The following is a 22,094-nucleotide window of genomic DNA, read 5'->3' as shown; positions in this document are numbered from 1 at the left end:
GCACGTGCCGGCCGCGGTCAGAGCGGCAGGGACTCCAGGGTGAAGTACTGCTTCATCCACGGAATCAGCTGCCGATACGCCACGATCGTGTCCGGCTGCGCGTTGTCGTGGGACAGGATGATCGAGCCCTGCCGGACGTGGCCCTTGATCTCGGCGATGACCCGGTCGATGTGCGACTGGTCGTTCTTGTCGGGCTTGTGGTTCCAGTCCTGCGGGTCGACGTCCCAGTAGATCGAGGCCATCCCCATCGCCCTGGCCTTCGCGACCAGGTCGGCCGAGAAGTTGCCGCCGGGTGCCCGGAAGTACTTGATCGGGGCGTCCGCGCCGACCGCCGCGTGGATCGCGTCGTTCGTGTGCTGCAGGTCCCAGTCGATGTACGACGGGTCGCGCTTGGCCAGGTCGGTCAGGTGCTGCCAGGAGTGGTTGCACAGCGTGTGCCCGTCGGCGTAGATCTGGCGGACCAGCTCGGGATGGTCGCGGACCCGGAAGCCGACCAGGCAGAACGTGGCCTTGACGCCGTTCTCGCGCAGGACCTGCAGGATCGCCGGCGTGTTCGTCGGGTCGGGGCCGTCGTCGAAGGTCAGCGCCACGTTCGTGTTGCCGGTGCGCGACAGCGACGAGGCCGGGCCGTGACCGTTGCCGGGCGGCCGGACGGCGAACCCGCCCTCGGTCTTCGCCGGGGTCCTGCTCGTGGCCGGCTTCGCGCTGGTCTTCGTCGCCGACGGTGACGGCGGCGCGGCCGACGTGGGCACGACCGGCGGCTCCGGCGACTGCGTGGGGCCGTCGCTGAGCTGGGTGCCGACCGGATACGCCGGCTGCGCGCCGTTCGCGGCCTGCTTGTGCGTACTGCATGCGGTCGCGCCGAGGAGCACTCCGAGCAGCACCGCAGTGCCTGCGGCCACGGCGACGTATCGAGACCTCTGGTTGCCGAGCACCCGGCCACGCTACCCGGCGAGCACCGCTGCGCGCACCCCCCAAAGCCGCGTGACCGATATCGCCCGGCCGGGTGCGGCGGCTACGGTGATCGGGTGTCCGTGCCGGTCGACCTGCTGCCCCACCTGCGCCGTGCCCGCGATCACATCGACAGGCACTATCGGGAGCCGCTCGCGCTCGATGGCGTCGCGGCGGTGGCGGGCGTGTCGAAGTACCACTTCATCAGGTCGTTCGAGGACAGCTACGGCGAGACGCCGATGCGCTACCTCACCCGGCGGCGCATCGAACGGGCCCAGGACCTGCTGCGCAGCGCGAACCTGACGGTCACCGAGATCTGTATGGCGGTCGGCTTCACGAGCCTGGGATCGTTCTCGGCGAAGTTCACGCGGATCGTGGGGGAGAGCCCGGTGGCGTACCGCAACCGCTGGGCCGGGGCGGGCGCCGGGCACATCCCGGGGTGCTGGCTGTTCATGGCCGGCGTGGTCCGCAATTTCCGAGAAGGCGGCACCGGTCACGCCCGGTAGCGTCCCGGACATGGTCACGAACATTTCACTTGTCACGGTGTACTGTCTCAACCAGGACGAGGCCCGCGACTTCTACGTCGACAGGCTCGGCTTCGAGCCGGGCCAGGACGTCACGATGGGTGAGTTCCGCTGGGTCACGGTCAGGCACCCGAACCAGCCGGAGCTCGACGTCGTCCTCATGAAGCCCGGCCCGCCGCTCGACGACGAGGCCGCCGGGTTCATCCGCCGCCAGCTCGGCAAGGGCGGCCTGGGCGGGCTCGGCCTGCGGGTCGACGACTGCCGCAAGACCCACGCCGAGCTGGCCGCCAAGGGCGTCGAGTTCGTGCAGGAGCCGGAGGACCGCCCGTACGGCGTCGAGGCCGTGCTCCGCGACAACAGCGGCAACTGGCTGGTGATCGTGCAGCCGTTCGCCCCGCCGGCCTACTAAGGTCGGTGCATGGGCCGGCGGGCGGAGTACACGGCGAGGCTGGGAACGCTCCCGCCCGCCGAGCCGATGCACGGCCGCCCGGTGTTCGACCGGGTGGCCGCGTCCACGGACCCGGACGTCGCCTGGATCGTGCGCGACAGCCTCGGCAAGGCCCGGATGCGATGAGGACCGTGCACACCGCCGACCTCACCGCGGCTGAGCGGGCCGAGGTCCGCATCCTCATCGACACCGCCTACCGGCCGGGCTTCACCGACGCCGACTGGTCGCACGCGCTCGGCGGGCTGCACGTCCTGGCCGAGGCCGGTGGGCGGATCGTCGGGCACGCCGCCGTCGTGCAGCGGTCGCTGCTCATCGACGGGGTACCGCACCGCGGCGGCTACCTCGAGGCCGTGGCCGTGCACCCGGACCATCAGCGTCTCGGCTACGCCGCCGCCCTGCTCGACGAGGCCGAGCGCATCATCCGGGCCGGCTACGACCTGGGAGCGCTCTCGGCCGGGCCGGCCGGCGCCGGGCTGTACACCCGGCGCGGCTGGACCCGGTGGCCCGGGACGACCGCCGTGCTCACGCCCCGGGGCCTGACCGCGACGCCCGGCGACGACCGCAACACCTACGTGCTGCCGGGCGCGGGCGGCCCGCTCGCCGGTGCCTCCGACAGCAGCGTGCTGGCCTGCGACTTCCGGATCGGCGACGCCTGGTAGCGACGCCCGGGAGAAAAGTCCGGCGACCGTGTCGGATCCCGGCGGTCCCGTTCGAGGGATGGGTGAAGGCACCCGTCGAGGAAGGACCGCCATGACGACCACCGAGGCCGTGACCCCCGAGATCCGCGCCAACCGCATCACCCGCTCGATGCTCGGCTACGGCGTGCTCGCCGGGCCGCTGTACGCCGGGGTGAGCCTCGCCCAGGCCCTGACCCGCGACGGCTTCGACGTCACCCGGCACGCCTGGAGCCTGCTGAGCAACGGCTCGCTGGGCTGGCTGCAGATCACCAACTTCATCCTGACCGGCCTGATGGTCGTGACCGCCGGTGTGGGTCTCACCCGGGCCGGGGCCCGCTGGACCGGGCGTCTCGTCGCCGTGTTCGGGCTCAGCATGGTCGCGGCCGGGTTGCTGCGGGCCGACCCGGCCCAGGGCTTTCCCGCAGGCACCCCGGACGGTGCCGGCGTGGTCACCTGGCACGGCGTCGGGCACCTGGTGGCCGGGGCGGTCGGCTTCCTGTGCGTCGCGGTCGCGGCCTGGCTGTCGCCGGTCCTGAAGCCCTACTCGCGGGTGTCCGGCACGCTGTTCCTGCTCGCGTTCATCGGCATCGCCTCGGGCGCCTCGAGCCCGCTCGTCGTGCTCGGGTTCGTCGCCGGCGTCCTGGTGATCTTCGCCTGGCTCGCGGTCGTGTCGATCCAGCGGTACCGCCGCCTGCCGTGTGACTAAGGCGCCAGCCGGAACGCGTGCACGGTCACGGCCACGGGAACGGTCCCGGGGCTGTGCACCGGCCGGGCCGCCGCGTGCAGCGCGTCGCCGAGCGCCTGCAGGCCCCGGCGGTACTCCTCCCACACCTCCGGCGCCACCCACAGCTCGCCGTCAGTCGTCACGCCGGGCTGGGCCGGGTCGCGCCGGGCGGCCCGGTCCCGCAGGCCGTGCGCGAGCGTCTCGGCCAGCAGCGCCGTCCCCTCGCGCACGTCGGACAGCGGCGAACCCGGCACCGTGCGGTAGCGCCGCTCGTGCCCACCCCGCCGCGTGCGCTCCTCGGCCAGCTCGACCAGCCCGGCCCCGGCCAGCCGGCGCAGGTGCTGGCTGGCCAGGGCGTGCGAAATGCCCAGCTCCCGGGACAGCTCGGCCGCCGAGAGCGGGCCCGGCCACATCAGGTTGAGCATGCGCAGCCGCAGGGGGTGGGCGAGGGCCCGCAGAACATCGTCAGCCATACCCCCAATTGTATGCTTGGGGGTATGGGGTGGCCGGTGGCCCGGGTGCTGGGGGACCGCAACGCCCGGCTGTACCTGGGCGGCGTGTTCGTGTCCGGGTTCGGCGACTCGGCGATGTCGCTGGCCGCGGGCGTATGGGTGAAGACGCGCACCGGCTCGGACGCGCTGGCCGGCGTGGTCGCGGCCGGGATGTGGTTCGCCCTGCTGCTCGGTCCGCTCCTGGGTGGCGTCGCGGACCGGGTCGACCGCCGCCGGCTCCTGGTCGCGGTCAACCTGGTGCTGGCCGCGGTGATGGTGGCCGTCGCGGCCGGGCCGGTCTGGCTGCTGTTCGGCGCCCTGAGCCTGGTCGGGGTGGGTGCCGTGCTCCTCGAGGCGGCGGAGGCCGCGCTGCTGCCGTCGGTCGTCGGGCCGGAGCTGCGCGGTGACTTCAACGGCCTGACCCGCACGGTGACGGAGGGCATGAAGCTCTTCGCCCCGGCCGCCGGAGCCGCGCTGTTCACCCTGCTCGGCGGCCCGTCGGTCGCGCTGCTCAACGCGGCCACGCTCGCGGTCGCGGCGGTGGCCTTCGCGCGGCTGCGCCCGGCTCCCGGCCGGCCCGCCGCGCCGGAGGGGGCGGCGACCACGCCGGTGCTGCGCGACCGCGAGCTGCGGGTGCTGATCCTGGCCGGGGCGGCCACGATGGTCGTGGCGAGCCTGTCCAGCAGCGCCACCTACGCCCTGCTCGACGCCCTGCACCGCCCGCCCGCGTTCGCCGGGGTCCTCACCCCGGCGCAGGGCCTCGGATCGGTGGCCGGCGGCCTGCTCGCCGGCGCGCTCATGCGACGCCTGGGTGAGCGCGGCTACTCGGCGGCGGGCCTGGCGCTTGTCGCGGCGGGCGCGGCACTGCGGGCGACGCCGTGGACCACGACGGTGATCGTCGGGTGCGTGCTGATGGGTCTTGGGCTGCCGGCGCCGCTGATCGCCGCCGTGACCGCCGTGCAGCGGGTGATCCCACCGCAGCGGCTGGGCCGGGCCGCCGCGACGGCGAACTCGGTGATCTTCGTGCCCGCCGGCCCGGCGCTGATCCTGGGCGGGTTCGCGGTGGCCCTCGCCGACTACCGGGTGCAGACGCTGGCGGCGGCCGGGCTGGCGGCCCTGGCGGCGGTCACTGTCGCGGTATCCGGTGCAGCTCGACGGCGGTGATCGCGCCGGCAGCCAGGGTGGCGGTCATGTAGGTGCAGTACGGCTGGCGGCGCCTGTCGGTCGGGGAGCCGGGGTTGAGCAGCCGCAGGCCGCCGGGGGCGACGGTGTCCCACGGGATGTGGGAGTGGCCGAACACGAGCAGGTCGCGGCCCGGGTGCTGCGCGGCGCACCGCTGCTCGCGGCCCGCCGCCGGACCGGTCTCGTGCACGACTGACACCCGGACACCGCCCAGCTCGGCCTGCGCCACCTCGGGGAGGCGGGCCCGCAGTGCCGGTCCGTCGTTGTTGCCGTACACACCGAGAAGGCTTGCGGCTCGTGCTTGCAGCGCGTCGAGGAGAGCGACGTCGACCCAGTCGCCGGCGTGGATGACCACGTCGGCCGCGTCGACGGCGGCCCAGACGGGTGCGGGCAGGTCACGGGCCCGCTTCGGGACGTGGGTGTCGGCGAGCAGGAGCACGTGCACGGCTACGCGAACCCCTTCAGCAGCGCGGTGAGACCAGCAGCGAACCAGGCATCGTAGTACGGGCCGGTCTGCTGGGCCGGGGGCGCGCCGCCGGCCTGGGCCAGGGCGTGGCCGAGCGTGAACACCGCCACCGACTGCACGATCGTCACGGCCCGCTCGTCACCGACGCCGGCCTCGGCGAACGCGGTCAGCAGGGGCGCGACGAGCTCGCGGCCGCGGCGCTCGTCGACCGGGTGGGTGGCCAGGAGGGCGACGGCCCGCGGGTGGCGCAGGAGCATCGCCCGGTACCCCTCGGCGAAGCTGCGCAGCGTCTCCGGCCAGGTGCGGTGGGGCACGTAGTCGACGGTGCGGGCGAGCGCGTCGACCACGGCGGTGAGCACGGCGTCGCGGCTGTCGAAGTGCCGGTACAGCGACATCGCCGTCACACCCAGTGCCGAGCCGAGGCGGCGCATGGTCAGCGCCTCCAGGCCCTCGGTGTCGATGACGGCCACCGCGGCCGCCAGGACGTCGGCGCGGTGGATGGTCGGCGGCCGGCCGGGCCGACGGGCGGTGTCCACCACAGGAACCTTAGGCGACCGTCGCGCGGACCGTGGTCGGCAGGAGGCTCGGGGCAGTTTCCTTACGTTGTAAACATACCTCGTACACAAACCGTGCATCGGTGGGCGGTGCGAGTCGAGGGGGCGTAGAGTCCGATGCATGGAATGGCTTCGGAAGTGGCCGGTGTACCGGCAGCTGACCGGGCCCGACCCGACCGGCCGGGGCGAGGCGGTCCGCTCGGCCCGCACCGAGGCCATCACTGCGCGGACCACCCAGGCCGACTCCGTCGCCAAGTCCGTGTGCCCCTACTGCGCCGTCGGCTGCGGGCAGCGGGTCTTCGTCAAGGACGGCAAAGTCACCCAGATCGAGGGCGACCCCGACAGCCCGATCTCACGCGGGCGCCTGTGCCCCAAGGGCTCGGCCAGCAAGAGCCTGGTCACCAGCCCGCTGCGGGCGACGAAGGTGAAGTACCGCCGGCCCTACGGCACCGCGTGGGAGGAGCTCGACCTCGACACGGCGCTGGAGATGATCGCCGACCGGGTCGTCGCCGCGCGGGCCGAGACCTGGCAGGACAGCGACGAGGAGGGCCGGCCGCTCAACCGGACGCTGGGAATCGCCAGCCTCGGCGGGGCGACGCTCGACAACGAAGAGAACTACCTGATCAAGAAGCTGTTCACCGCCATGGGGGCGCTGCAGATCGAGAACCAGGCCCGCATTTGACACTCCGCCACCGTCCCCGGTCTGGGGACCAGCTTCGGTCGCGGCGGCGCCACGGGATTCCAGCAGGACCTGGCCAACGCTGACTGCATCGTGATCCAGGGATCGAACATGGCCGAGGCCCACCCGGTGGGCTTCCAATGGGTCATGGAGGCCAAGGCCCGCGGGGCCAAGGTCATCCACATCGATCCGCGGTTCACGCGCACCAGCGCCGTCGCCGACATGTTCGTGCCGATCCGGGCCGGGTCGGACATCGCGTTGCTCGGTGGTGTCGTCAACTACATCCTGAGCAACGAGCTGGACTTCCGGGAGTACGTCGTCGCGTACACGAACGCGGCCACGATCATCGGTCCGGAGTTCCGCGACACCGAGGACCTCGAGGGGCTGTTCTCCGGCTTCGATCAGGACAAGCAGGCCTACGACCCGCAGTCCTGGCAGTACGAGGGCCACGGCGAGGGAGAGGGCGCCCAGCACCACGACCCCGAGCACGGGCAGGACACCCGGGAGACCGCGGGCGGGCTGCAGCACGAGTCGCACGGGCCGCCGGTGCCGTCGCAGACCGAGCGCGACGAGACGCTGCAGCACCCGCGCTGCGTGTACCAGATCCTCAAGCGGCACTTCTCGCGGTACACCCCGGAGGTCGTGCAGCAGGTCTGCGGGATCGAGCCCGAGGACTTCGCGGCCGTCTGCGCGGCGTGGACCGCCAACTCGGGCCGCGAGCGCACGACCGCGCTGGTGTACTCCGTGGGCTGGACGCAGCACTCGGTCGGGGTCCAGTACATCCGGACCGGCGCCATCATCCAGCTCCTGCTGGGCAACATGGGCCGGCCCGGCGGCGGCATCATGGCCCTGCGCGGGCACGCCAGCATCCAGGGCTCGACCGACATCCCGACGCTGTTCAACCTGCTGCCGGGCTACCTGCCCATGCCGACGGCGGGCAAGCACGACACGTTCGGCGAGTGGATCGACTCGATCCGCCACCCGGGCCAGAAGGGCTTCTGGGGCAACGCCGAGGCCTTCGCGGTGAGCCTGCTGAAGGCCTACTTCGGCGACGCCGCCACGGCCGCGAACGACTACGGCTACGGCTACCTGCCCCGGATGACCGGCGACCACGGCACCTACCAGCAGGTGCTGTCGATGCTCGACGGCAAGGTCAAAGGCTACTTCCTGCTCGGGCAGAACCCGGCCGTCGGCTCCGCGCACGGGCGGGCCCAGCGCCTCGGCATGGCCCAGCTCGACTGGCTCGTCGTGCGCGACCTGTACGAGATCGAGAGCGCGACGTTCTGGCGGGACGCGCCCGAGGTCGAGACCGGCGAGATCGTCACCGAGGAGTGCAAGACCGAGGTGTTCCTGCTGCCCGCCGCCTCCCACGTGGAGAAGGAGGGCACGTTCACCCAGACCCAGCGGCTGCTGCAGTGGCGGCAGAAGGCCGTCGACCCGCCGGGCGACTGCCGCTCCGAGCTCTGGTTCTTCTACCACCTCGGCCGCCTCGTCAAGCAGCGCCTCGCACAGTCCACACTGGAGCGCGACCGGGCCGTGCGCGACCTGGCGTGGGACTACCCCACCCACGGGGTGCACGACGAGCCGTCCGCGGAGGCCGTGCTGCGCGAGATCAACGGCTACGACGTGGCCAGCGGCGCCGCGGTGCCCGGGTTCACGGCGCTCAAGGCCGACGGCTCGACGGCGTGTGGCTGCTGGATCTACTCGGGGGTGTACGCCGACGACGTCAACCAGGCCGCCCGCCGCACGCCCGCATCGCCTGACGACCCGATCGGCCTCGAATGGGGCTGGGCCTGGCCGATGAACCGCCGCATGCTCTACAACCGCGCGTCCGCCGACCCGCAGGGCAACCCGTGGAGCGCGCGGAAGTCCTATGTGTACTGGGACGCGGCCAAGGGCGAGTGGACCGGGCCGGACGTGCCCGACTTCGAGAAGACCAAGCCGCCGTCGTACCGCCCCGAGCCGGGCGCCGCGGGCCCGGCCGGCATCGCCGGAGACGACCCGTTCATCATGCAGGCCGACGGGAAGGGCTGGCTGTTCGTGCCCAGCGGCCTCGTCGACGGGCCGATGCCCACGCACTACGAGCCGGCCGAGTCCCCGGTGGAGAACCCGCTGTACAAGCAGCAGGCCAATCCGACCCGCAAGCGGTACCAGCGCTCCGAGAACCCGATGAACCCGGCGCGCAGCACCGTGTTCCCGTACGTCTTCACCACCAGCCGCCTCACCGAGCACCACACCGCGGGCGGGATGAGCCGCACCCTGGACTACCTCTCCGAGCTGCAGCCGGCGATGTTCGTCGAGGTGTCCCCGGCGCTGGCCGCCGAGCGGGGCCTCGAGCACCTGGGCTGGGCGCACGTCATCACCAGCCGGTCGGCGATCGAGGCCCGGGTCATGGTGACGGCCCGCATGCGGCCGCTGCGCATCGACGGGCGGCCGGTGCACCAGCTGTGGCTGCCGTACCACTGGGGCGGCTCGGGTCTGACGACCGGCGACTCCGCGAACGACCTGCTCGGCATCGTGCTCGACCCCAACGTGCTCATCCAGGAGAGCAAGGTGGGCACCTGCGACGTGCGCCCCGGCCGCCGCCCGCGCGGCCCGGCCCTGCGCGCCCTGGTCGAGGACTACAACCGGAGGGCGGGGCTGTGACAGTCGAGCGCATGGGCTTCTTCACTGACACGAGCGTCTGCATCGGCTGCAAGGCGTGTGAGGTGGCCTGCAAGGAGTGGAACGCGGTCCCGGCCGACGGCCTGGACCTGCTCGGCCAGTCCTTCGACAACACGGGGCAGCTCGACGCCAACTCGTGGCGGCACGTGGCGTTCATCGAGCAGCCGGCGCCGGACGACAGCGGCGACATGCGCTGGCTGATGATGTCCGACGTGTGCAAGCACTGCACGCACGCGGCCTGCCTCGACGTGTGCCCGACCGGTTCGCTGATGCGCACGGAGTTCGACACCGTCATCGTCCAGGCCGACATCTGCAACGGCTGCGGCTACTGCGTCACCGCCTGCCCCTACGGCGTCATCGACCGCCGCGAGGATGACGGCCGGGCCTGGAAGTGCACGCTGTGCTACGACCGCATCGGCGACGGGCTGCAGCCGGCGTGCGCGACCGCCTGCCCGACGGAGTCGATCCAGTACGGGCCGCTCGACGAGCTCCGCGAGCGCGCCCAGGCCCGCCTGGAGCAGCTCGACCTTCCCGAGGCCCGGCTCTACGGCCACGACCCGGACGACGGCGTCGGCGGGCAGGGCGCGTTCTTCCTGCTCCTCGACGAGCCGGAGGTGTACGGCCTGCCGCCCGCGCCGGTCGCGACGACGCGTAACCTGCCGGACATGTGGAAGCGCGCCGGCTTCGCCGCGTTGACGATGGCCGCCGCGGCCGCCGTCGCCTTCCTGGGCCGCCGCCCATGACCAGGCCGGGGAAGCGCGAGCACGGCGGCGAGGACGTCCAGGTCCCCAAGGCCGACTTCCGGTCGTACTACGGCCGGCCGATCGTCAAGACGCCGGTGTGGCGCCACGACGTGCCCGCGTACCTGTTCACCGGCGGGCTCGCGGCCGGCAGTGCCCTGCTCGCCGCCGGGGCCGATCTGACCGGCCGGCACCGGACGCGCCGGGCCGCCCGCCTGGCCGCGCTCGGCGCGCTGGGGGCCAGCACCTACTTCCTCATCAACGACCTCGGCCGCCCCGAGCGTTTCCACCACATGCTGCGGGTGGCCAAGCCGACCTCGCCGATGTCGGTGGGCACCTGGATCCTCAGCGCGTTCGGCGGCGCCGCGGGCCTGGCCGCGACCACCGAGGCCCGCCCGCGCGGCCTCGTCGGCGGAGCCGGAAGGGCCGCCGGGATCGGGGCCGCCGCGCTCGCCCCGGCCCTGGCCACGTACACGGCCGTGCTCATCGCCGACACCGCCGCCCCGTCCTGGCACGCGGCCCGCGCCGACCTGCCGTTCGCGTTCGCCGGCAGTGCCCTGGCCAGTGGGGCCGCCGTCGGCCTGATCGCCGCCCCGCTCGCCGAGGGCGGCCCGGCCCGCGGCCTCGCCGTCGCCGGCGTCGCCCTGGAGCTGGCCGCGACCCACCGCATCGAGCACGGTCTGGGCCTGCTCAGCGAGCCGTACCGCACGGGCCGGGCCGGCCGCCTCCTGCGCGCGGCGCGGCAGCTGAACCTGGCCGGCGCGGCGGGCGCCCTGCTCGGCCGGCGCAGCCGCCTGCTGTCCGCGCTGTCGGGTGCGGCGCTGCTGGCCGGCTCCCTGGCCACCCGGTTCGGCATCTTCGAGGCCGGCATGGAGTCCACCCGGGACCCGAAGTACGTCGTGCAGCCGCAGAAGCAGCAGCAGGGCTAGTTCGCCGCCTCCTCCACGGTGCCGAGCCGATGCCGGTGCATCGATCACCGGATCAGCGGCACAAAAACGGCGCCGGGGCTGGAAGCCCCGGCGCCGCAAACAGCGACTTACTTGACGACCAGGCTGCCGGTGATCTTGTCGGCGAGGGTCTGGCGCTTCGCGTCCCACAGCGGGAACAGGAAGCCGATGTAGCAGATGATGGCGTCGACGATGTGGGCGAGGTCACGCACGAACGCGCCGCCGAAGCCGAGGGGCTGGCCGGTCTGCTCCTTCACCAGGCGGATGCCGAGGGCCTTCTTGCCCAGGCTCTGGCCCTGGCCGCCGAGGTACCAGCGGTTGTAGATCGTGTACGCCAGCGACAGCAGCGCGAACACGTAGTACAGCGGGCCGACGCTCGGGTCGTCGGACGACGGCCCGGCGACCGCGTAGCCGATGCCGCTCAGCACCAGCGCCGGCAGCACGTCGACGATGTACGCGCCGACGCGGATGGGCCACGTTGCATAGTTCATGGGGGTTCTCTCTCCTACCAACTATCAGAAAAGGTCTGCACGGTGGAGCTGGAACAGCCAGCTCGCCGTTGCGGCGGCGAGCATCGTCACTGCGACCCGGCGCCGGGCTTGCGGTGACCACGGCTCCGGAGGGCGCACGACACCGAGGTGCCGTAACGCCAGCAGTGGTACCGCAACCGCCGTGAGCAGCGCCAGCCCGAACACGGCCGGGTTGGCGCCCAGCGCCGCGAGCACGTGACCGTGCACGAGATCCACGGACGCGGTGGTCAGCCCGCAGGCCGGACAGGGCACGCCGGTCGCCCAGCGCAGCGGGCACGGCAGACCGACACCGCTCCCGGCGGTGACCGCCGGCCAGACCGCGGCCGCGGCCGCGACCGTCAGCCCGAACGCGCCGAGACGCTCCGGAACCGAGTACTGCCTGCTCAACCCGCGACCCCGTCCTCGCAGTAACGAAGGGTGATCTTAGGTCGTGATCGCCGTCACTGGCTGTCGGCTGATCGTCCGATGTCAAACGACGTAAGCATGGATGTTCCGGTCAAATCACGCGCAGTGTCGGGCCCGCGGCCGCGACGAGCTCGCCGATCACCGGATATCCGGGCACCTCGCCGGCCACCAGTAGCCCGCCGGAGGTCTGCGCGTCGGCGAGCAGCAGCAGCTCGTCCTCGCCGACCGAGCCGCTGTCCAGGTGCGGCCGGACCCAGTCGAGGTTGCGCCGGGTGCCGCCGCTGACGAACCCGTCGGCCAGCGCCGCCCGGGCACCGTCCAGATACGGTACGGCCGCGGCCGACACCACGGCCGTGACGCCGCTGGCCCGGGCCAGCTTGTGCAGGTGGCCCAGCAGCCCGAAGCCCGTCACGTCGGTCGCGCACACGGCCCCGGCCGCGAGCGCCGCCTCGGACGCGTCGCGGTTGAGCGTCGTCATCGCGGCCACCGCGTGCGGGAACGGCTCGCCTGTCGCCTTGTGCCGGCTGTTGAGCACGCCGATGCCGAGCGGCTTGGTGAGCGTGAGCGGCACGCCCGGCCGGCCGCGGTCGTTGCGCAGCAGGCGATCGGGGTCGGCCAGGCCCGTGACGGCCATGCCGTACTTCGGCTCGGGGTCGTCGACGGAGTGCCCGCCGGCCACGTGACAGCGCGCCTCGCGGGCGATGTCGAGGCCGCCGCGCAGTACCTCCGCCGCCAGCTCCATCGGCAGCACCTCGCGCGGCCAGGCGAGCAGGTTCACGGCCACCACCGGCCGGCCGCCCATCGCATAGACGTCGGAGAGCGCGTTGGCCGCGGCGATCCGGCCCCAGTCGTACGCGTCGTCGACCACCGGCGTGAAGAAGTCGGCGGTCGCCACGACGGCCATGCCGTTCGCGATCGACACGACCGCCGCGTCGTCGCCGTCGTCGAGCCCGACCAGGAGCTCTCCCGGCCCGTCCGGCGCGCTGCCGCCGGTCAGCCCGGCCACCACCGCCTCCAGCTCGCCGGGCGGAATCTTGCAGGCACAGCCGCCGCCGTGCGCGTAACCGGTGAGCCGGAGAGTCTGCGTCACCACCGCACTCTATGCCTGCCGCGCGGCGCCGCCCGACCGCTGCCGGGGCGGGCCCGGTCCGAGCCGGCCGGTGCTCCGCGTGGCCGGACCTCGCCGCGCGGATCGGGTCAGTCGCGCAGCGGAAAGAGGATCGGGCTCAGGAGGTGCTGCGAACGGCCCTCGGCCGGCTCGTTGGCGAGGTGCGGCACGATTGCGGCCCGCATGCCCGCGATGAGCTGCTCGCGCTCGTGCTGGGTGAGCCAGACGGCGTGCTGGCGGTAGCCGACCTGATCCCGCGCCGGGTCGGCCCCCGGGTCGTCGAGGTACGCCTGATACTCCGCGAGCAGCGCCGCCATCGACGCCGCGAAGGCCCGCCGGTGATCGTCGACGGTCGCCGCGGCCGCCCGCTCGGCGCTGACCGCGGCCCGGGCCGGCTGGAGGCGGTAGTGCCGCTCGACGAACCCGCGCACCTGCTGCTCCTGCGTCGTCTCCAGGATGCCGGCCTCGGCGAGGACGGCGACGTGGCGGTACACCGTGGCCTTCGACGCGTCGGCGATGCGCTCGCACAGCTGCTGCGTGGTAAGCGTCCGCCCGCCCGACAGCGCGTGCACGATCCGCAGCCGCACCGGGTGCAGCAGGAGCTCGACCGGGTCCATTGGCTAATAGTCGCACACCTGATAATGTTCGCATTCATGAGAACATTGCCACGGGGTGAGCTCGTCGAGGTGGGCGGCCGGCGGATCGCGCTGTACCGGGCCGGCGCCGGCGGCCCGCCGCTCGTCCTGCTGCCCGGCGCGGGCCTGATCGGCCTGGAGTACGACAACCTGCTGCAGGGCGCGGCCGAGCTGACCACCGCCGTCACGTACGACCGGGCCGGCACGGGCTGGAGCGACCCCGTCGCCCTGCCGCGCTCCGCCGCCGCCGTCGCCGAGGAACTGCGCTGCGCGCTTGCCGCCGCGGGGATCCCGGGCCCGTACGTCCTGGCCGGCCACTCGCTGGGCGCCGTCTACGCCCGCCGCTTCGCGCAGCTGCACCCGGCGGACGTCGCCGGGCTGCTCTTCATCGACCCCGGCCACGAGGACATCCTGCGCTTCCTCCCGCCGGCGGTCGTGGCGCTCAACGAGCAGCTCAAACCCACGTGGGACGCGCTGCCCGACCTGACCCTCGAGCAGCTCGACGCTTCGCGGCAAGCCCTTTCGCAGCTGTACTCCCAGTGGCCCGACGACATCCGCTCGCCCCTCGTGGAGCACCGCCTGGAGCACTGGCGCACCGGCATCGCGGAGGGCCGCAACCTGGAGGACGAGGTGTATGCGGAGCTGTCCGCGGCCGGCCCCCTCCCGGACGTCCCGCTGATCGTCCTCACCGCCGCCGACAAGAACCCGTTCTGGGTGCAGCACATGCCCGCGGATCTCCTGGAGCCGGCGCACGCGGGCATCCACGCACTGCACGCGGCGATCGCGGCCTCGGTCCCGCGCGGCGAGCAGCGGCTGATCGCGGGGGCGTCGCACCAGTACCTCCACGTGCAGCAGCCCGCCCCCGTCCTGGCCGCCCTGCGCGACCTGCTGGACCGGGTCCGGGATCGCGGCGGCCGCTGACCCGGGCGGGCGTCGCCGGCGGCTGTACCGGTTAAACCGGTGTAGGGTCTAGGCTGTGCCGATGGCCGATACCTTCCGCCAGGGTGCCGGGCGGCTCTGCCTCGACTTCACCCGCACGCTGCGCGCCCGCGGCACCGACCACGCCGTCGAGGAGCTGACGGACGGGCCGGCGCTGTCCGCCTGGGTGGGCCAGTGCGGCCCGGTGGCCCCGGTCCCCGGCAGCGTCGTGCCCGAGCCGATCGTCCGCGACGCCCAGCAGCTGCGCGAGGCCGTGTACGCCCTGGTGGAGGCCGCCCGCAGCGCCGGGGGTCCCGAGGCCGCGGGCGAGGCCCCGCGTGAACGGGTCAACCAGGCCGCCACGCGAACCGTCCCCGTGCCGGCCCTGGGCGACGGCGGTGAGCTGCGCTGGTACGCCAACGACCCCGTCACCGGCACCCTCGCCCTGGTCGCGCGGGACGCCCTGGAGCTTGTCACCTCCCCGGCGGTCACCCGGATCCGCGCCTGCGCCGACCCGTCCTGCAACGCCCTGTTCCTCGACCTCTCCCGCCCCGGCCGCCGCCGCTGGTGCTCCATGGACAGCTGCGGCAACCGGGCCAAGAAGCAGCGCCGCCGCGCCTGAGCGCACCGCCGGGCAGCGGCGCCGCCGGGCCGCGGGTAGGCTCCGGCCGTGCGCTGGCCCCGGGCATCGATCGTCATCCTCCTGCTGGTTCTCGTCGCCGGCTGCAGCGACCCGGTGCAGCAGTCCGGCGCCATCGCGTGGAAGGTCCCGGCGACCCCCGCCGCGGGCGAACGCTGGACGGGCCGGATCACCGTCGAGCGCACGGCCGGGACGATCGCCGCGCCCGGCTTCAACGACCTGGTCGACCGGGCCGCCCCGCAGTGGGCGGGTGCGGCGGACACGGCCGCGGCCGAACTGCTCGGCCTCAACGGCCCGTTCGACGGCCGCCCCGAGATCTACCTGCTCCAGGAGCCGGACGGGGACAGGACAGTCGTCACCGCGACCCTCACCCACCTCGGCGACGACTCGGTGGAGGCCGAGCGGTACCGGGTCGTGCTGACCCGTGGCGGCGACGGACGGTTCCGGTTCACCTCGGGCGTGCGGACGCTCAAGTGCCACACCGGCCGGGGGCACGCCGACTTCAGCGTGGACGTCTGCTCCTGAGCGCGGCGGCGCCGCCTACCACGGGCGACGGACCGGCGTACCCAGCCGTGGCGAGCCGCCGGGCGTAAGGTGTGACAATGCAAGAGGCCACTTTCACCAAGCGGTCCGCTGTCGGGCTGCGCTCGGCGCGCGGACCGGTGCTGGGCTCGGTCATGCTGACCACCGGCCTGGTCGCGCTGGACAGCACGATCATCGCGACAGCGGTACCGTCGGTGGTGCGCGACCTCGGTGGCTTCGCGCACTTTCCGTGGCTGTTCTCGATCTATCTGCTGACCGCGGCCGTCACCACCCCGCTCTACGGCAAGCTCGCCGACGTGCTGGGCCGCAAGCCCGTCATGTTCTTCGGCATCGCCGTGTTCCTGCTCGGGTCGGTGCTGTGCGGCGCCGCGTGGAGCATGCTGACGCTCATCGTCTTCCGGGCCGTGCAGGGCATCGGCGCCGGCGCCATCCAGCCCATCAGCATGACGATCATCGGCGACCTGTACTCAGTCGAGGAACGCGCGCGCGTGCAGGGCTATGTGGCAGGCGTGTGGGGCGTGTCGTCGGTCGTCGGCCCGACCCTCGGCGGCGTCTTCGCCGACTACCTGTCCTGGCGGTGGATCTTCTTCGTCAACCTGCCGCTGGGCCTGTGGGCGCTGTGGATGTTCGCCCGGCACCTCAAGGAGCACGTCGAGCGGCGGGCCCACCGCATCGACTACCTCGGTGCGGCGCTGCTCATCGGCGGCTGCACCCTGCTCATCCTCGGCACGCTCGAGGGCGGCATCATGTGGGCGTGGGGCAGCGTCCCCAGCATCGCCATCTTCGCCGCGGGCGCCGTCATGGTGACCGCGTTCGTGTTCGTCGAGCGGCGCGCCGCCGAGCCCGTGCTGCCCCTCTGGGTGTTCCGCCACCGCACGCTCGTCGGCGGCAGCCTCGTCTCGCTGGCGGTCGGCGCGCTTGTCATCGGCCTCAGTTCCTACGTGCCCAACTTCTCGCAGGGGGTACTGGGAACGAGCGCCCTGGTCGCCGGGTTCGTGGTCGCGGCGATGACGCTGGGCTGGCCGATCTCGGCGACGTTCTCGGGCCGCATCTACCTGCGCATCGGCTTTCGCAACACCGCGCTCATCGGTGGCGTCGTCATCATCGCCGGTACCGTCATGTGCGCCCTGCTGACCGAGGACACCACGATCGCGGCGATGGGCATCGCCTGCTTCGTCATCGGCGCCGGCCTCGGCCTCGTGGCGGCACCCACGCTCATCGCCGTGCAGTCAGTCGTCGGGTGGGACCGCCGGGGCGTGGTCACCGGCACCAACATGTTCTTCCGCTCCGTCGGCAGCGCGGTCGGCGCGGCCGTGTTCGGCGCGATCGCGAACACCACGCTGGACCGCCGCTTCGCCGCCGCGCCGCCGGACGTGAAGCCCGCCGTGAGCTCCGGCGCCGACGCCACCGGCATCGTGCTCAAGCCCGGCGACGTGCCGGCGATCGTGGCCGACTACGTCCGGGCGAGCCTGTATTCGGCCACCCACAACGTGTTCGTCGGCCTGGCGATCGTCGGGGTCGCCGGCATCGCCGCGATCCTGCTGATTCCGCGGAAGATCGAGCAGCTCCCGTAGCGTTCCGCGGAAAAGTGTCGTACCCGCTCACTAGTCTGAGCGCCGTGACCGAAGACGAGTTCGTACTCCCGGCGTCGTGGCAGCGCAGCATCCATCCACGCCGCGGCGGCGCGCCGGTGCCGTACGAACCGAGCGCCGCGCCGCCGGACATCCCGGCGCGCACGGCCGCGATCCTCGCGCTGCCCGACACGCCCGCGGAAGCCGGCGCCGCGGGCCTGCACGCGCTGCGCGGCGGGCCGGACGCCACCCCCCTCGGCGTCGCGGCGGTGTGGGCGGTCGTCATCCGCAACGAGCAGGATCGCCGCGAGCAGGGCCGGGTCAGCGCCGTCGCCGACCACTGGGTCACCCGGCACGGCCTGGTCTTCGCCGTCCGCGCCGCCGCCGAGTTCGTCGGTCTCGAGGCGCTGCTCGGTGGTCGGCGATGGGCGGAGCACTACGGCGAGTGGATCCTCGCCCGCCTGCGCATCGCCATGGCGGCCGCGCCCGGCGAGCAGCACGCCGAGGCCGTCGCGGCGCTGCGCGCGGTCCGCGAGGGCGGCTCGATGCACCAGCGCATCGCCGCCTCGTTCCTGGCCCCGGCCGAGCCGGACTGGGCCCGGCAGGATCTGGCCGAGCTGCCGAACGGCTGTGCGTTCGGCCGCCTGCTGCTGGCCTCGGTGTCCACAGTGGACGAGGCGATCGCCGTGTTCGACAGGTCCGGTGAGGTGGACCCCTGGCACGTGGCCGACGCGCACATGCTCCACACGCTCACCGAGGTCATCGGCGACGGCATCCTCGACGTGTGGGCGCACGCCTGGACCGGGCGCTCGGTCGCCTACAGCCTGCAGGTGCCCGACTTCCTGCACTTCGTCATGGGCGCGCTGGCGCACGTGCCGACCGACCGGGCGTTCCAGGCGCTCGTCGACCAGGCGGCCCAGCGCGGCGTCCAGGCCGTCGTCGCGGACGCCGCCGACCGGTACCCGGCCCGGGCCATGCGGATCCTCGAGGCGTCGGCCGGCCGGCCCCGGGTCGCCGAACTCCTGCGCCGGCACGTGGCCAAGCACCCCGAGCTCGCGCCGGCCCACCTGCACCCGGCGAGCGGCCCGCGGCCCGGCGAGGCACCGGCCGAGGCCCTGCCCGCGGTGCTCGCGAAGCCGCCGTGGGTCGGGCGCCCCAGGGCACCCAAGCCGCTCGTGCTCGACCTGCGCTGCACCGATGAGCCGGCCGTCGCGTGGCCGCCCGGCGAGCGCGAACGGCTCCTGGCCACGCTGCCGCAGCCCAGCCGCCACATCGACTACGCCGCCTACGCCGAGGAGATCCGGGCCGGGCGCACCTGGGAGTGGCACGCCAGCCGGGTGTTCACCGAGGGGCCGCCGGAGCTGGCGCTGTCGGTGATGGACGTGTACCGGCCGAAGGGGCCGCGGTTCGGCGAGTGGTGGCTCGACCGCATCACGGCGCGGTTCGGCCTGGCCGCCTATCCGCTGCTGCTCAACACCGTGCGGGCCAATCCGGCCAACTGCCCCGCGCTGCTGCCGTTCACCAGCCCCGAGATCGCGCTGCTCGTCGCCGACTGGCTGACCCGGCTCAAGTCGGTGCGCCGCGACGCCCTCGCCTGGCTGAAGGCCCACCCGGCCGAGGCGGCCCGGGCACTGGTCCCGGCCGCGCTCGGCAAGCCCGGCGTCCAGCGGCGGCAGGCCGGGCTGGCCCTCGTCGCCCTCGCCGCGGCCGGGCATCGCGAGACGGTCCTGATCGCCGCGAAGGGCTACGGGGCGAAGGCCGAAGCGGGCGTCGTCGACCTGCTCGACGCCGACCCGCTCCTGCAGCAGCTGCCCACCCGGATCCCGCAGCCGCCGGAGTGGGCCGACCCCATTGTGCTGCCCGCGGTCCGGCTCCGGCGACCCGCGGGCGGCGACTCGGCCGGGACCCTCCCGGCCGACTCGGTCCGGGCATTGCTGACGATGCTGATGCTGTCGAAGGCGGGCGAGCCCTACGCCGGGGTCGCGCTCGTGCGCGAGGCGTGCGAGCCGCACGACCTGGCCCGGTTCGGCTGGGAGCTGCTGTGCCGGTGGGAGCAGGCCGACGCCCCGCCCGCGGGCGGCTGGACCCTCGACGCCCAGGCGTTCCTCGGCGACGACGAGACCGCCGCCGCGCTGGCCGCCGCGGTGCGGCGCTGGCCCTACGAGGGCGCCCACAAGCGCGCCGCCGCCGGCCTCGACACCCTCATGCACCTCGGCACCGAGGCCGCCCTGCGCCAGCTCCACGAGATCGCCACTAAGTTCAAGGCGAAGGCCGTCCGGGCCCGGGCCGAGGCCAACCTCGCCGCGGTCGCCGAGGCGATAGGCCTCACCGCCGAGGCCCTCGCCGACCGGCTCGTCCCGCACTTCGACCTCGCCCCCGACGCGACAATGGTCCTCGACTACGGTCCGCGAACGTTCGTGGCCGGCTTCGACGATCAGCTCAAGCCGTGGGTTGCCGACGCGGACGGCACCCGCCGCAAGGACCTCCCGGCCCCCGCCGCCCGCGACGACGCCGAGCTCGCGGCCGCCGCCCAGCAACGGTTCGCCGCGGCCAGGAAGGGCGTCCGCAAGGTCGTCACCGAACAGGTCCGCCGCCTCGAGTCGGCCCTCGCCGGCGGCCGCCGCTGGAGCGCACCCGAGTTCCGCACCGTCCTGCTCGACCACCCGCTCCTGTGGCGCCTGGCCCGCCGCCTGATCTGGATCACCGGCGAGCCCGGCGCCCCCGGCACGGCCCTGCGCATCGCCGAGGACCGCACCCTGGCCGACGTGGCCGACGACCCGTACACCCTGCCCGGCGACGCCGTCGTCGGCGTGGCCCACCCGGTCGACCTGGACGTGGCGGCGTGGGCGCAGGTGCTGGCCGACTACGACATCCTGCAACCGTTCCCACAGCTGCGCCGGAAGGTGTACTCCCTGACCCCCGACGAGTCCGCCGCCGTCCGCCTGGCCCGCTTCGACGGCCGCCGAGCCATGACCGTGAAGCTGCTGGGCCTGGAGCGGCGCGGCTGGCGGCGCTCCGGGATCGAGGGCGCCCACCAGGCCCAGATGGAGCGCGACCTGCCCGGCGGCCGCCTGCTCGTCGTGAACCTCGACCCCGGCATCATGCTGGGCCTGCCCAACGAACACCCGGACCAGCACCTGGCCGACATCTGGATCTGCCCGGCCGGGACCAACCCGTGGACCAGCGACCGTACGGTGCCGCTCGCAACCCTTGACGCCGCCTCGGCCTCGGAGCTCCTGGCCGACCTGGAGTCCGTCATGTAACCCCAGCGCTCACCTCGCGGCGCGTCCTCACCTTCGCAGCGAACGCCCGCCCTTCGCGGTGAACGCCTGGCTCCGGGGCGGCGGTTGATTGTCTCCGCGGCGAGCGCTCAACTCCATGGCGAGCGTCCGCCCCGCAGGGAGTGCCTGCCCCCGTGGGTGGGATCGGCGTGCCGGGGTGCAGGACTGGCCGGGGACGGTCGCCGGCGGTCGTCGCCGGTACGGTGGGCCGATGCGTCGCAGCGAGCTCGGCCGGGTGCGGGTGTGGCAGGGGGCTGTCGGTGAACGGGCACGGGCGTACGGGCCTGACGATCCGCGGACCTTGGCGGCGCGGCTGGAGCTGGCGTGGGCCTGCCGTTCGGTGTGCGACGCCGAGGACGCGCACTGGGCCGACTGGGACCGGCTGGCGAGCGACGAACTCGCCGCGGTGACCGCCGGGCGGGTCCGGACGCTGGGGGCCGAGCATCCGGACACGCTCGCCGCGCGGTACCTGCTGGCTCGCTGGCGGCGGCCGCTCGACAGGTCGGGTGACGCGGAGTACGCCGAGGCGGTGGAGCACCTCGCGGCCGCGTCGCAGCGGGTGCACGGGCCGGCGCACGAGGAGACGCTCGAGCTGCTGTGGCAGCTTGCGGGGCAGGTCGGTGAGCCGCGACGGTCGCAGCTGCTCGGCCAGGTCCGCGACGGTTGGCTCGAGGTCGCCGCCCGCGATCCTGACCATGCGGAGGCCCGGCGGCTGCTGGGCCGGCTGTATGAGGAGGCGGGGCAGGGCGACGAGGCCCGGGCCCAGCGGGACCTGGCGGTCGCGGCCTGCGAGCGGATCGCCCGGGAGCGCAGTGTGCGGCTGGGAGAGGTGCACCCCGATACGGTCGCCGCGCGGATCGAGCACGCCGAGCACGTGGGCTGGTTCGTCGATCGGGGCTCGCCGCGGAGCTGATGGCGGGGATCGCGGCGGACCAGGCGCGGCTGCTCGGGGACGACCACCCGGAGACGCTGCGCACGCTTGTCAGGGCCGCGCTCGACGACCCGGACGGTGACCTGGACGGGCCGCCGGCCGGTGCCGCCGAGGCGGTGCTCGGCCGGGCCATTGCGGCACCCGGATTCCCGCTCGAGGAGCTGACGGCGCTGCGGAGCAAGCTGATGCTTGACCGATACCGCCGGGAGCCGGCCTTCGATCCGGTCGCCTGGTCGCGCCGCTATCCGCTCCCGATCGACGCCGACCGGCTCGCCGCGTCCGAAGGCCCCTGACCAACCCGCCGCACCCGAAGCACTCCACCAACCCGCCGTGTCCGCAAACGCTGGCAACGCGAGCCGTGAACGTGGACGAGCGCCCGGTTCTGAGCCGGGCGCTCGTCGGAGTGAGGCGGAAAGTGTTGCGTCAAAAGGACTGCGCTGAAGGGATTGGGCTGCAAGGGGTCGCGGCGGGAAGGACTGTGCTGG

Annotated in this window: 23 protein-coding genes and 1 pseudogene; 16 read left to right on the top strand and 8 right to left on the bottom strand. The window is 73.5% G+C overall.

The window, feature by feature from the left end:
* Positions 1 to 17 precede the first annotated feature (17 nt).
* Positions 18 to 935, bottom strand: a complete 918-nt coding sequence (locus tag Dvina_RS34850; RefSeq protein ID WP_246655518.1) for a polysaccharide deacetylase family protein — start codon at positions 933 to 935, stop codon at positions 18 to 20.
* A gap of 93 nt (positions 936 to 1,028) precedes the next feature.
* Here Dvina_RS34850 and Dvina_RS34845 point away from each other — a divergent pair, with 93 nt between their 5' ends.
* The 5 genes from Dvina_RS34845 (at position 1,029) to Dvina_RS34825 (ending at position 3,306) form a co-directional block, all read left to right on the top strand.
* Positions 1,029 to 1,457 carry a helix-turn-helix domain-containing protein gene (locus Dvina_RS34845; protein ID WP_246655517.1) on the top strand — a complete coding sequence of 143 codons (429 nt, stop codon included), beginning with the start codon at positions 1,029 to 1,031 and terminating at the stop codon, positions 1,455 to 1,457.
* 10 nt (positions 1,458 to 1,467) lie between these two features.
* On the top strand, positions 1,468 to 1,884 hold the full coding sequence (locus Dvina_RS34840; protein ID WP_223093522.1) for a VOC family protein: 417 nt from the start codon (positions 1,468 to 1,470) through the stop codon (positions 1,882 to 1,884).
* A gap of 9 nt (positions 1,885 to 1,893) precedes the next feature.
* Positions 1,894 to 2,049, top strand: a complete 156-nt coding sequence (locus tag Dvina_RS34835; protein ID WP_223093521.1) for a hypothetical protein — start codon at positions 1,894 to 1,896, stop codon at positions 2,047 to 2,049.
* Positions 2,046 to 2,582, top strand: a complete 537-nt coding sequence (locus Dvina_RS34830) for a GNAT family N-acetyltransferase (protein WP_223093520.1) — start codon at positions 2,046 to 2,048, stop codon at positions 2,580 to 2,582. Before Dvina_RS34835 ends, Dvina_RS34830 begins: the two co-directional genes overlap by 4 nt.
* A gap of 91 nt (positions 2,583 to 2,673) precedes the next feature.
* Positions 2,674 to 3,306: a DUF998 domain-containing protein gene (locus Dvina_RS34825; protein ID WP_223093519.1), complete on the top strand. Its 633-nt coding sequence runs from the start codon at positions 2,674 to 2,676 to the stop codon at positions 3,304 to 3,306.
* Here Dvina_RS34825 and Dvina_RS34820 read toward each other — a convergent pair.
* Positions 3,303 to 3,797 carry an ArsR/SmtB family transcription factor gene (locus Dvina_RS34820; protein WP_223093518.1) on the bottom strand — a complete coding sequence of 165 codons (495 nt, stop codon included), beginning with the start codon at positions 3,795 to 3,797 and terminating at the stop codon, positions 3,303 to 3,305. The two genes, Dvina_RS34825 and Dvina_RS34820, sit on opposite strands and share 4 nt — an antisense overlap.
* Positions 3,798 to 3,821: 24 nt before the next feature.
* Between Dvina_RS34820 and Dvina_RS34815 the strand changes: the two genes are divergently transcribed.
* Positions 3,822 to 4,979, top strand: coding sequence for an MFS transporter (locus Dvina_RS34815; protein ID WP_223093517.1), 1,158 nt, complete (start codon positions 3,822 to 3,824; stop codon positions 4,977 to 4,979).
* Here the strand turns inward: Dvina_RS34815 and Dvina_RS34810 are convergent.
* Both Dvina_RS34810 and Dvina_RS34805 read right to left on the bottom strand, forming a co-directional pair.
* Positions 4,942 to 5,442 (bottom strand): metallophosphoesterase family protein, encoded by a 501-nt coding sequence (locus Dvina_RS34810; RefSeq protein ID WP_223093516.1) that lies wholly within the window; start codon positions 5,440 to 5,442, stop codon positions 4,942 to 4,944. The two genes, Dvina_RS34815 and Dvina_RS34810, sit on opposite strands and share 38 nt — an antisense overlap.
* A 2-nt stretch (positions 5,443 to 5,444) precedes the next feature.
* Positions 5,445 to 5,999, bottom strand: coding sequence for a TetR family transcriptional regulator (locus Dvina_RS34805; protein WP_223093515.1), 555 nt, complete (start codon positions 5,997 to 5,999; stop codon positions 5,445 to 5,447).
* Between the two features lie 139 nt (positions 6,000 to 6,138).
* Here Dvina_RS34805 and fdh point away from each other — a divergent pair.
* The 3 genes and pseudogenes from fdh to nrfD all read left to right on the top strand — a co-directional run.
* A pseudogene (fdh, locus tag Dvina_RS34800) lies at positions 6,139 to 9,339 on the top strand (formate dehydrogenase); the annotation flags it as partial.
* Entirely contained in the window at positions 9,339 to 10,103 is a 765-nt protein-coding gene (locus tag Dvina_RS34795) for a 4Fe-4S dicluster domain-containing protein (RefSeq protein WP_425516474.1), read from the top strand. The pseudogene fdh and the gene Dvina_RS34795, both read left to right, overlap by 1 nt.
* Positions 10,100 to 11,029 (top strand): NrfD/PsrC family molybdoenzyme membrane anchor subunit, encoded by a 930-nt coding sequence (gene nrfD, locus Dvina_RS34790; RefSeq protein ID WP_223093512.1) that lies wholly within the window; start codon positions 10,100 to 10,102, stop codon positions 11,027 to 11,029. Before Dvina_RS34795 ends, nrfD begins: the two co-directional genes overlap by 4 nt.
* Positions 11,030 to 11,136: 107 nt before the next feature.
* Here the strand turns inward: nrfD and Dvina_RS34785 are convergent, their stop codons facing one another.
* The 4 genes from Dvina_RS34785 to Dvina_RS34770 form a co-directional block, all read right to left on the bottom strand.
* A complete protein-coding gene (locus Dvina_RS34785; protein ID WP_223093511.1) occupies positions 11,137 to 11,538 on the bottom strand; it encodes an RDD family protein in 402 nt (133 codons plus the stop codon).
* A gap of 24 nt (positions 11,539 to 11,562) precedes the next feature.
* Positions 11,563 to 11,964, bottom strand: a complete 402-nt coding sequence (locus Dvina_RS34780; RefSeq protein WP_223093510.1) for a DUF2752 domain-containing protein — start codon at positions 11,962 to 11,964, stop codon at positions 11,563 to 11,565.
* 109 nt (positions 11,965 to 12,073) lie between these two features.
* Positions 12,074 to 13,072 (bottom strand): selenide, water dikinase SelD, encoded by a 999-nt coding sequence (gene selD / locus Dvina_RS34775; protein ID WP_223093509.1) that lies wholly within the window; start codon positions 13,070 to 13,072, stop codon positions 12,074 to 12,076.
* 107 nt (positions 13,073 to 13,179) lie between these two features.
* Positions 13,180 to 13,707: a helix-turn-helix domain-containing protein gene (locus tag Dvina_RS34770; protein WP_223093508.1), complete on the bottom strand. Its 528-nt coding sequence runs from the start codon at positions 13,705 to 13,707 to the stop codon at positions 13,180 to 13,182.
* 36 nt (positions 13,708 to 13,743) lie between these two features.
* On the opposite strand from Dvina_RS34770, the gene Dvina_RS34765 reads away from it, so the two are divergent.
* From Dvina_RS34765 to Dvina_RS34735, 7 genes are all read left to right on the top strand, one after another.
* Entirely contained in the window at positions 13,744 to 14,646 is a 903-nt protein-coding gene (locus Dvina_RS34765; protein ID WP_223093507.1) for an alpha/beta fold hydrolase, read from the top strand.
* 61 nt (positions 14,647 to 14,707) lie between these two features.
* Entirely contained in the window at positions 14,708 to 15,265 is a 558-nt protein-coding gene (locus tag Dvina_RS34760) for a CGNR zinc finger domain-containing protein (RefSeq protein WP_223093506.1), read from the top strand.
* 48 nt (positions 15,266 to 15,313) lie between these two features.
* On the top strand, positions 15,314 to 15,808 hold the full coding sequence (locus tag Dvina_RS34755) for a hypothetical protein (RefSeq protein ID WP_223093505.1): 495 nt from the start codon (positions 15,314 to 15,316) through the stop codon (positions 15,806 to 15,808).
* Positions 15,809 to 15,885: 77 nt separating this feature from the next.
* The gene (locus tag Dvina_RS34750) at positions 15,886 to 17,400 is read left to right on the top strand and encodes an MDR family MFS transporter (RefSeq protein WP_223093504.1); all 1,515 of its coding nucleotides are present in this window, start codon (positions 15,886 to 15,888) and stop codon (positions 17,398 to 17,400) included.
* Positions 17,401 to 17,444: 44 nt separating this feature from the next.
* Positions 17,445 to 20,660, top strand: a complete 3,216-nt coding sequence (locus tag Dvina_RS34745) for a DUF4132 domain-containing protein (protein WP_223093503.1) — start codon at positions 17,445 to 17,447, stop codon at positions 20,658 to 20,660.
* Positions 20,661 to 20,889: 229 nt separating this feature from the next.
* Positions 20,890 to 21,591: a hypothetical protein gene (locus Dvina_RS34740; protein ID WP_223093502.1), complete on the top strand. Its 702-nt coding sequence runs from the start codon at positions 20,890 to 20,892 to the stop codon at positions 21,589 to 21,591.
* Entirely contained in the window at positions 21,591 to 21,902 is a 312-nt protein-coding gene (locus Dvina_RS34735) for a hypothetical protein (protein ID WP_223093501.1), read from the top strand. The genes Dvina_RS34740 and Dvina_RS34735 overlap by 1 nt, the downstream gene beginning before the upstream one ends.
* Positions 21,903 to 22,094 lie beyond the last annotated feature (192 nt).

It is taken from the genome of Dactylosporangium vinaceum, from assembly GCF_019904175.1.
Taxonomy (GTDB): domain Bacteria; phylum Actinomycetota; class Actinomycetes; order Mycobacteriales; family Micromonosporaceae; genus Dactylosporangium; species Dactylosporangium vinaceum.
The sequence above is the reverse complement of the archived record's forward strand: the minus strand, read 5'-3'. Positions and strand labels throughout refer to the sequence as shown.

Coding starts and splice junctions, on each gene's coding strand:
- Dvina_RS34750 (WP_223093504.1), top strand. CDS start 15,886: ATGCAAGAGGCCACTTTCACCAAGCGGTCCGCTGTCGGGCTGCGCTCG.
- Dvina_RS34770 (WP_223093508.1), bottom strand. CDS start 13,707: ATGGACCCGGTCGAGCTCCTGCTGCACCCGGTGCGGCTGCGGATCGTG.
- Dvina_RS34785 (WP_223093511.1), bottom strand. CDS start 11,538: ATGAACTATGCAACGTGGCCCATCCGCGTCGGCGCGTACATCGTCGAC.
- Dvina_RS34820 (WP_223093518.1), bottom strand. CDS start 3,797: ATGGCTGACGATGTTCTGCGGGCCCTCGCCCACCCCCTGCGGCTGCGC.
- Dvina_RS34825 (WP_223093519.1), top strand. CDS start 2,674: ATGACGACCACCGAGGCCGTGACCCCCGAGATCCGCGCCAACCGCATC.
- Dvina_RS34735 (WP_223093501.1), top strand. CDS start 21,591: ATGGCGGGGATCGCGGCGGACCAGGCGCGGCTGCTCGGGGACGACCAC.
- Dvina_RS34835 (WP_223093521.1), top strand. CDS start 1,894: ATGGGCCGGCGGGCGGAGTACACGGCGAGGCTGGGAACGCTCCCGCCC.
- nrfD (WP_223093512.1), top strand. CDS start 10,100: ATGACCAGGCCGGGGAAGCGCGAGCACGGCGGCGAGGACGTCCAGGTC.
- Dvina_RS34740 (WP_223093502.1), top strand. CDS start 20,890: ATGCGTCGCAGCGAGCTCGGCCGGGTGCGGGTGTGGCAGGGGGCTGTC.
- Dvina_RS34760 (WP_223093506.1), top strand. CDS start 14,708: ATGGCCGATACCTTCCGCCAGGGTGCCGGGCGGCTCTGCCTCGACTTC.
- Dvina_RS34840 (WP_223093522.1), top strand. CDS start 1,468: ATGGTCACGAACATTTCACTTGTCACGGTGTACTGTCTCAACCAGGAC.
- Dvina_RS34765 (WP_223093507.1), top strand. CDS start 13,744: ATGAGAACATTGCCACGGGGTGAGCTCGTCGAGGTGGGCGGCCGGCGG.
- Dvina_RS34815 (WP_223093517.1), top strand. CDS start 3,822: ATGGGGTGGCCGGTGGCCCGGGTGCTGGGGGACCGCAACGCCCGGCTG.
- Dvina_RS34830 (WP_223093520.1), top strand. CDS start 2,046: ATGAGGACCGTGCACACCGCCGACCTCACCGCGGCTGAGCGGGCCGAG.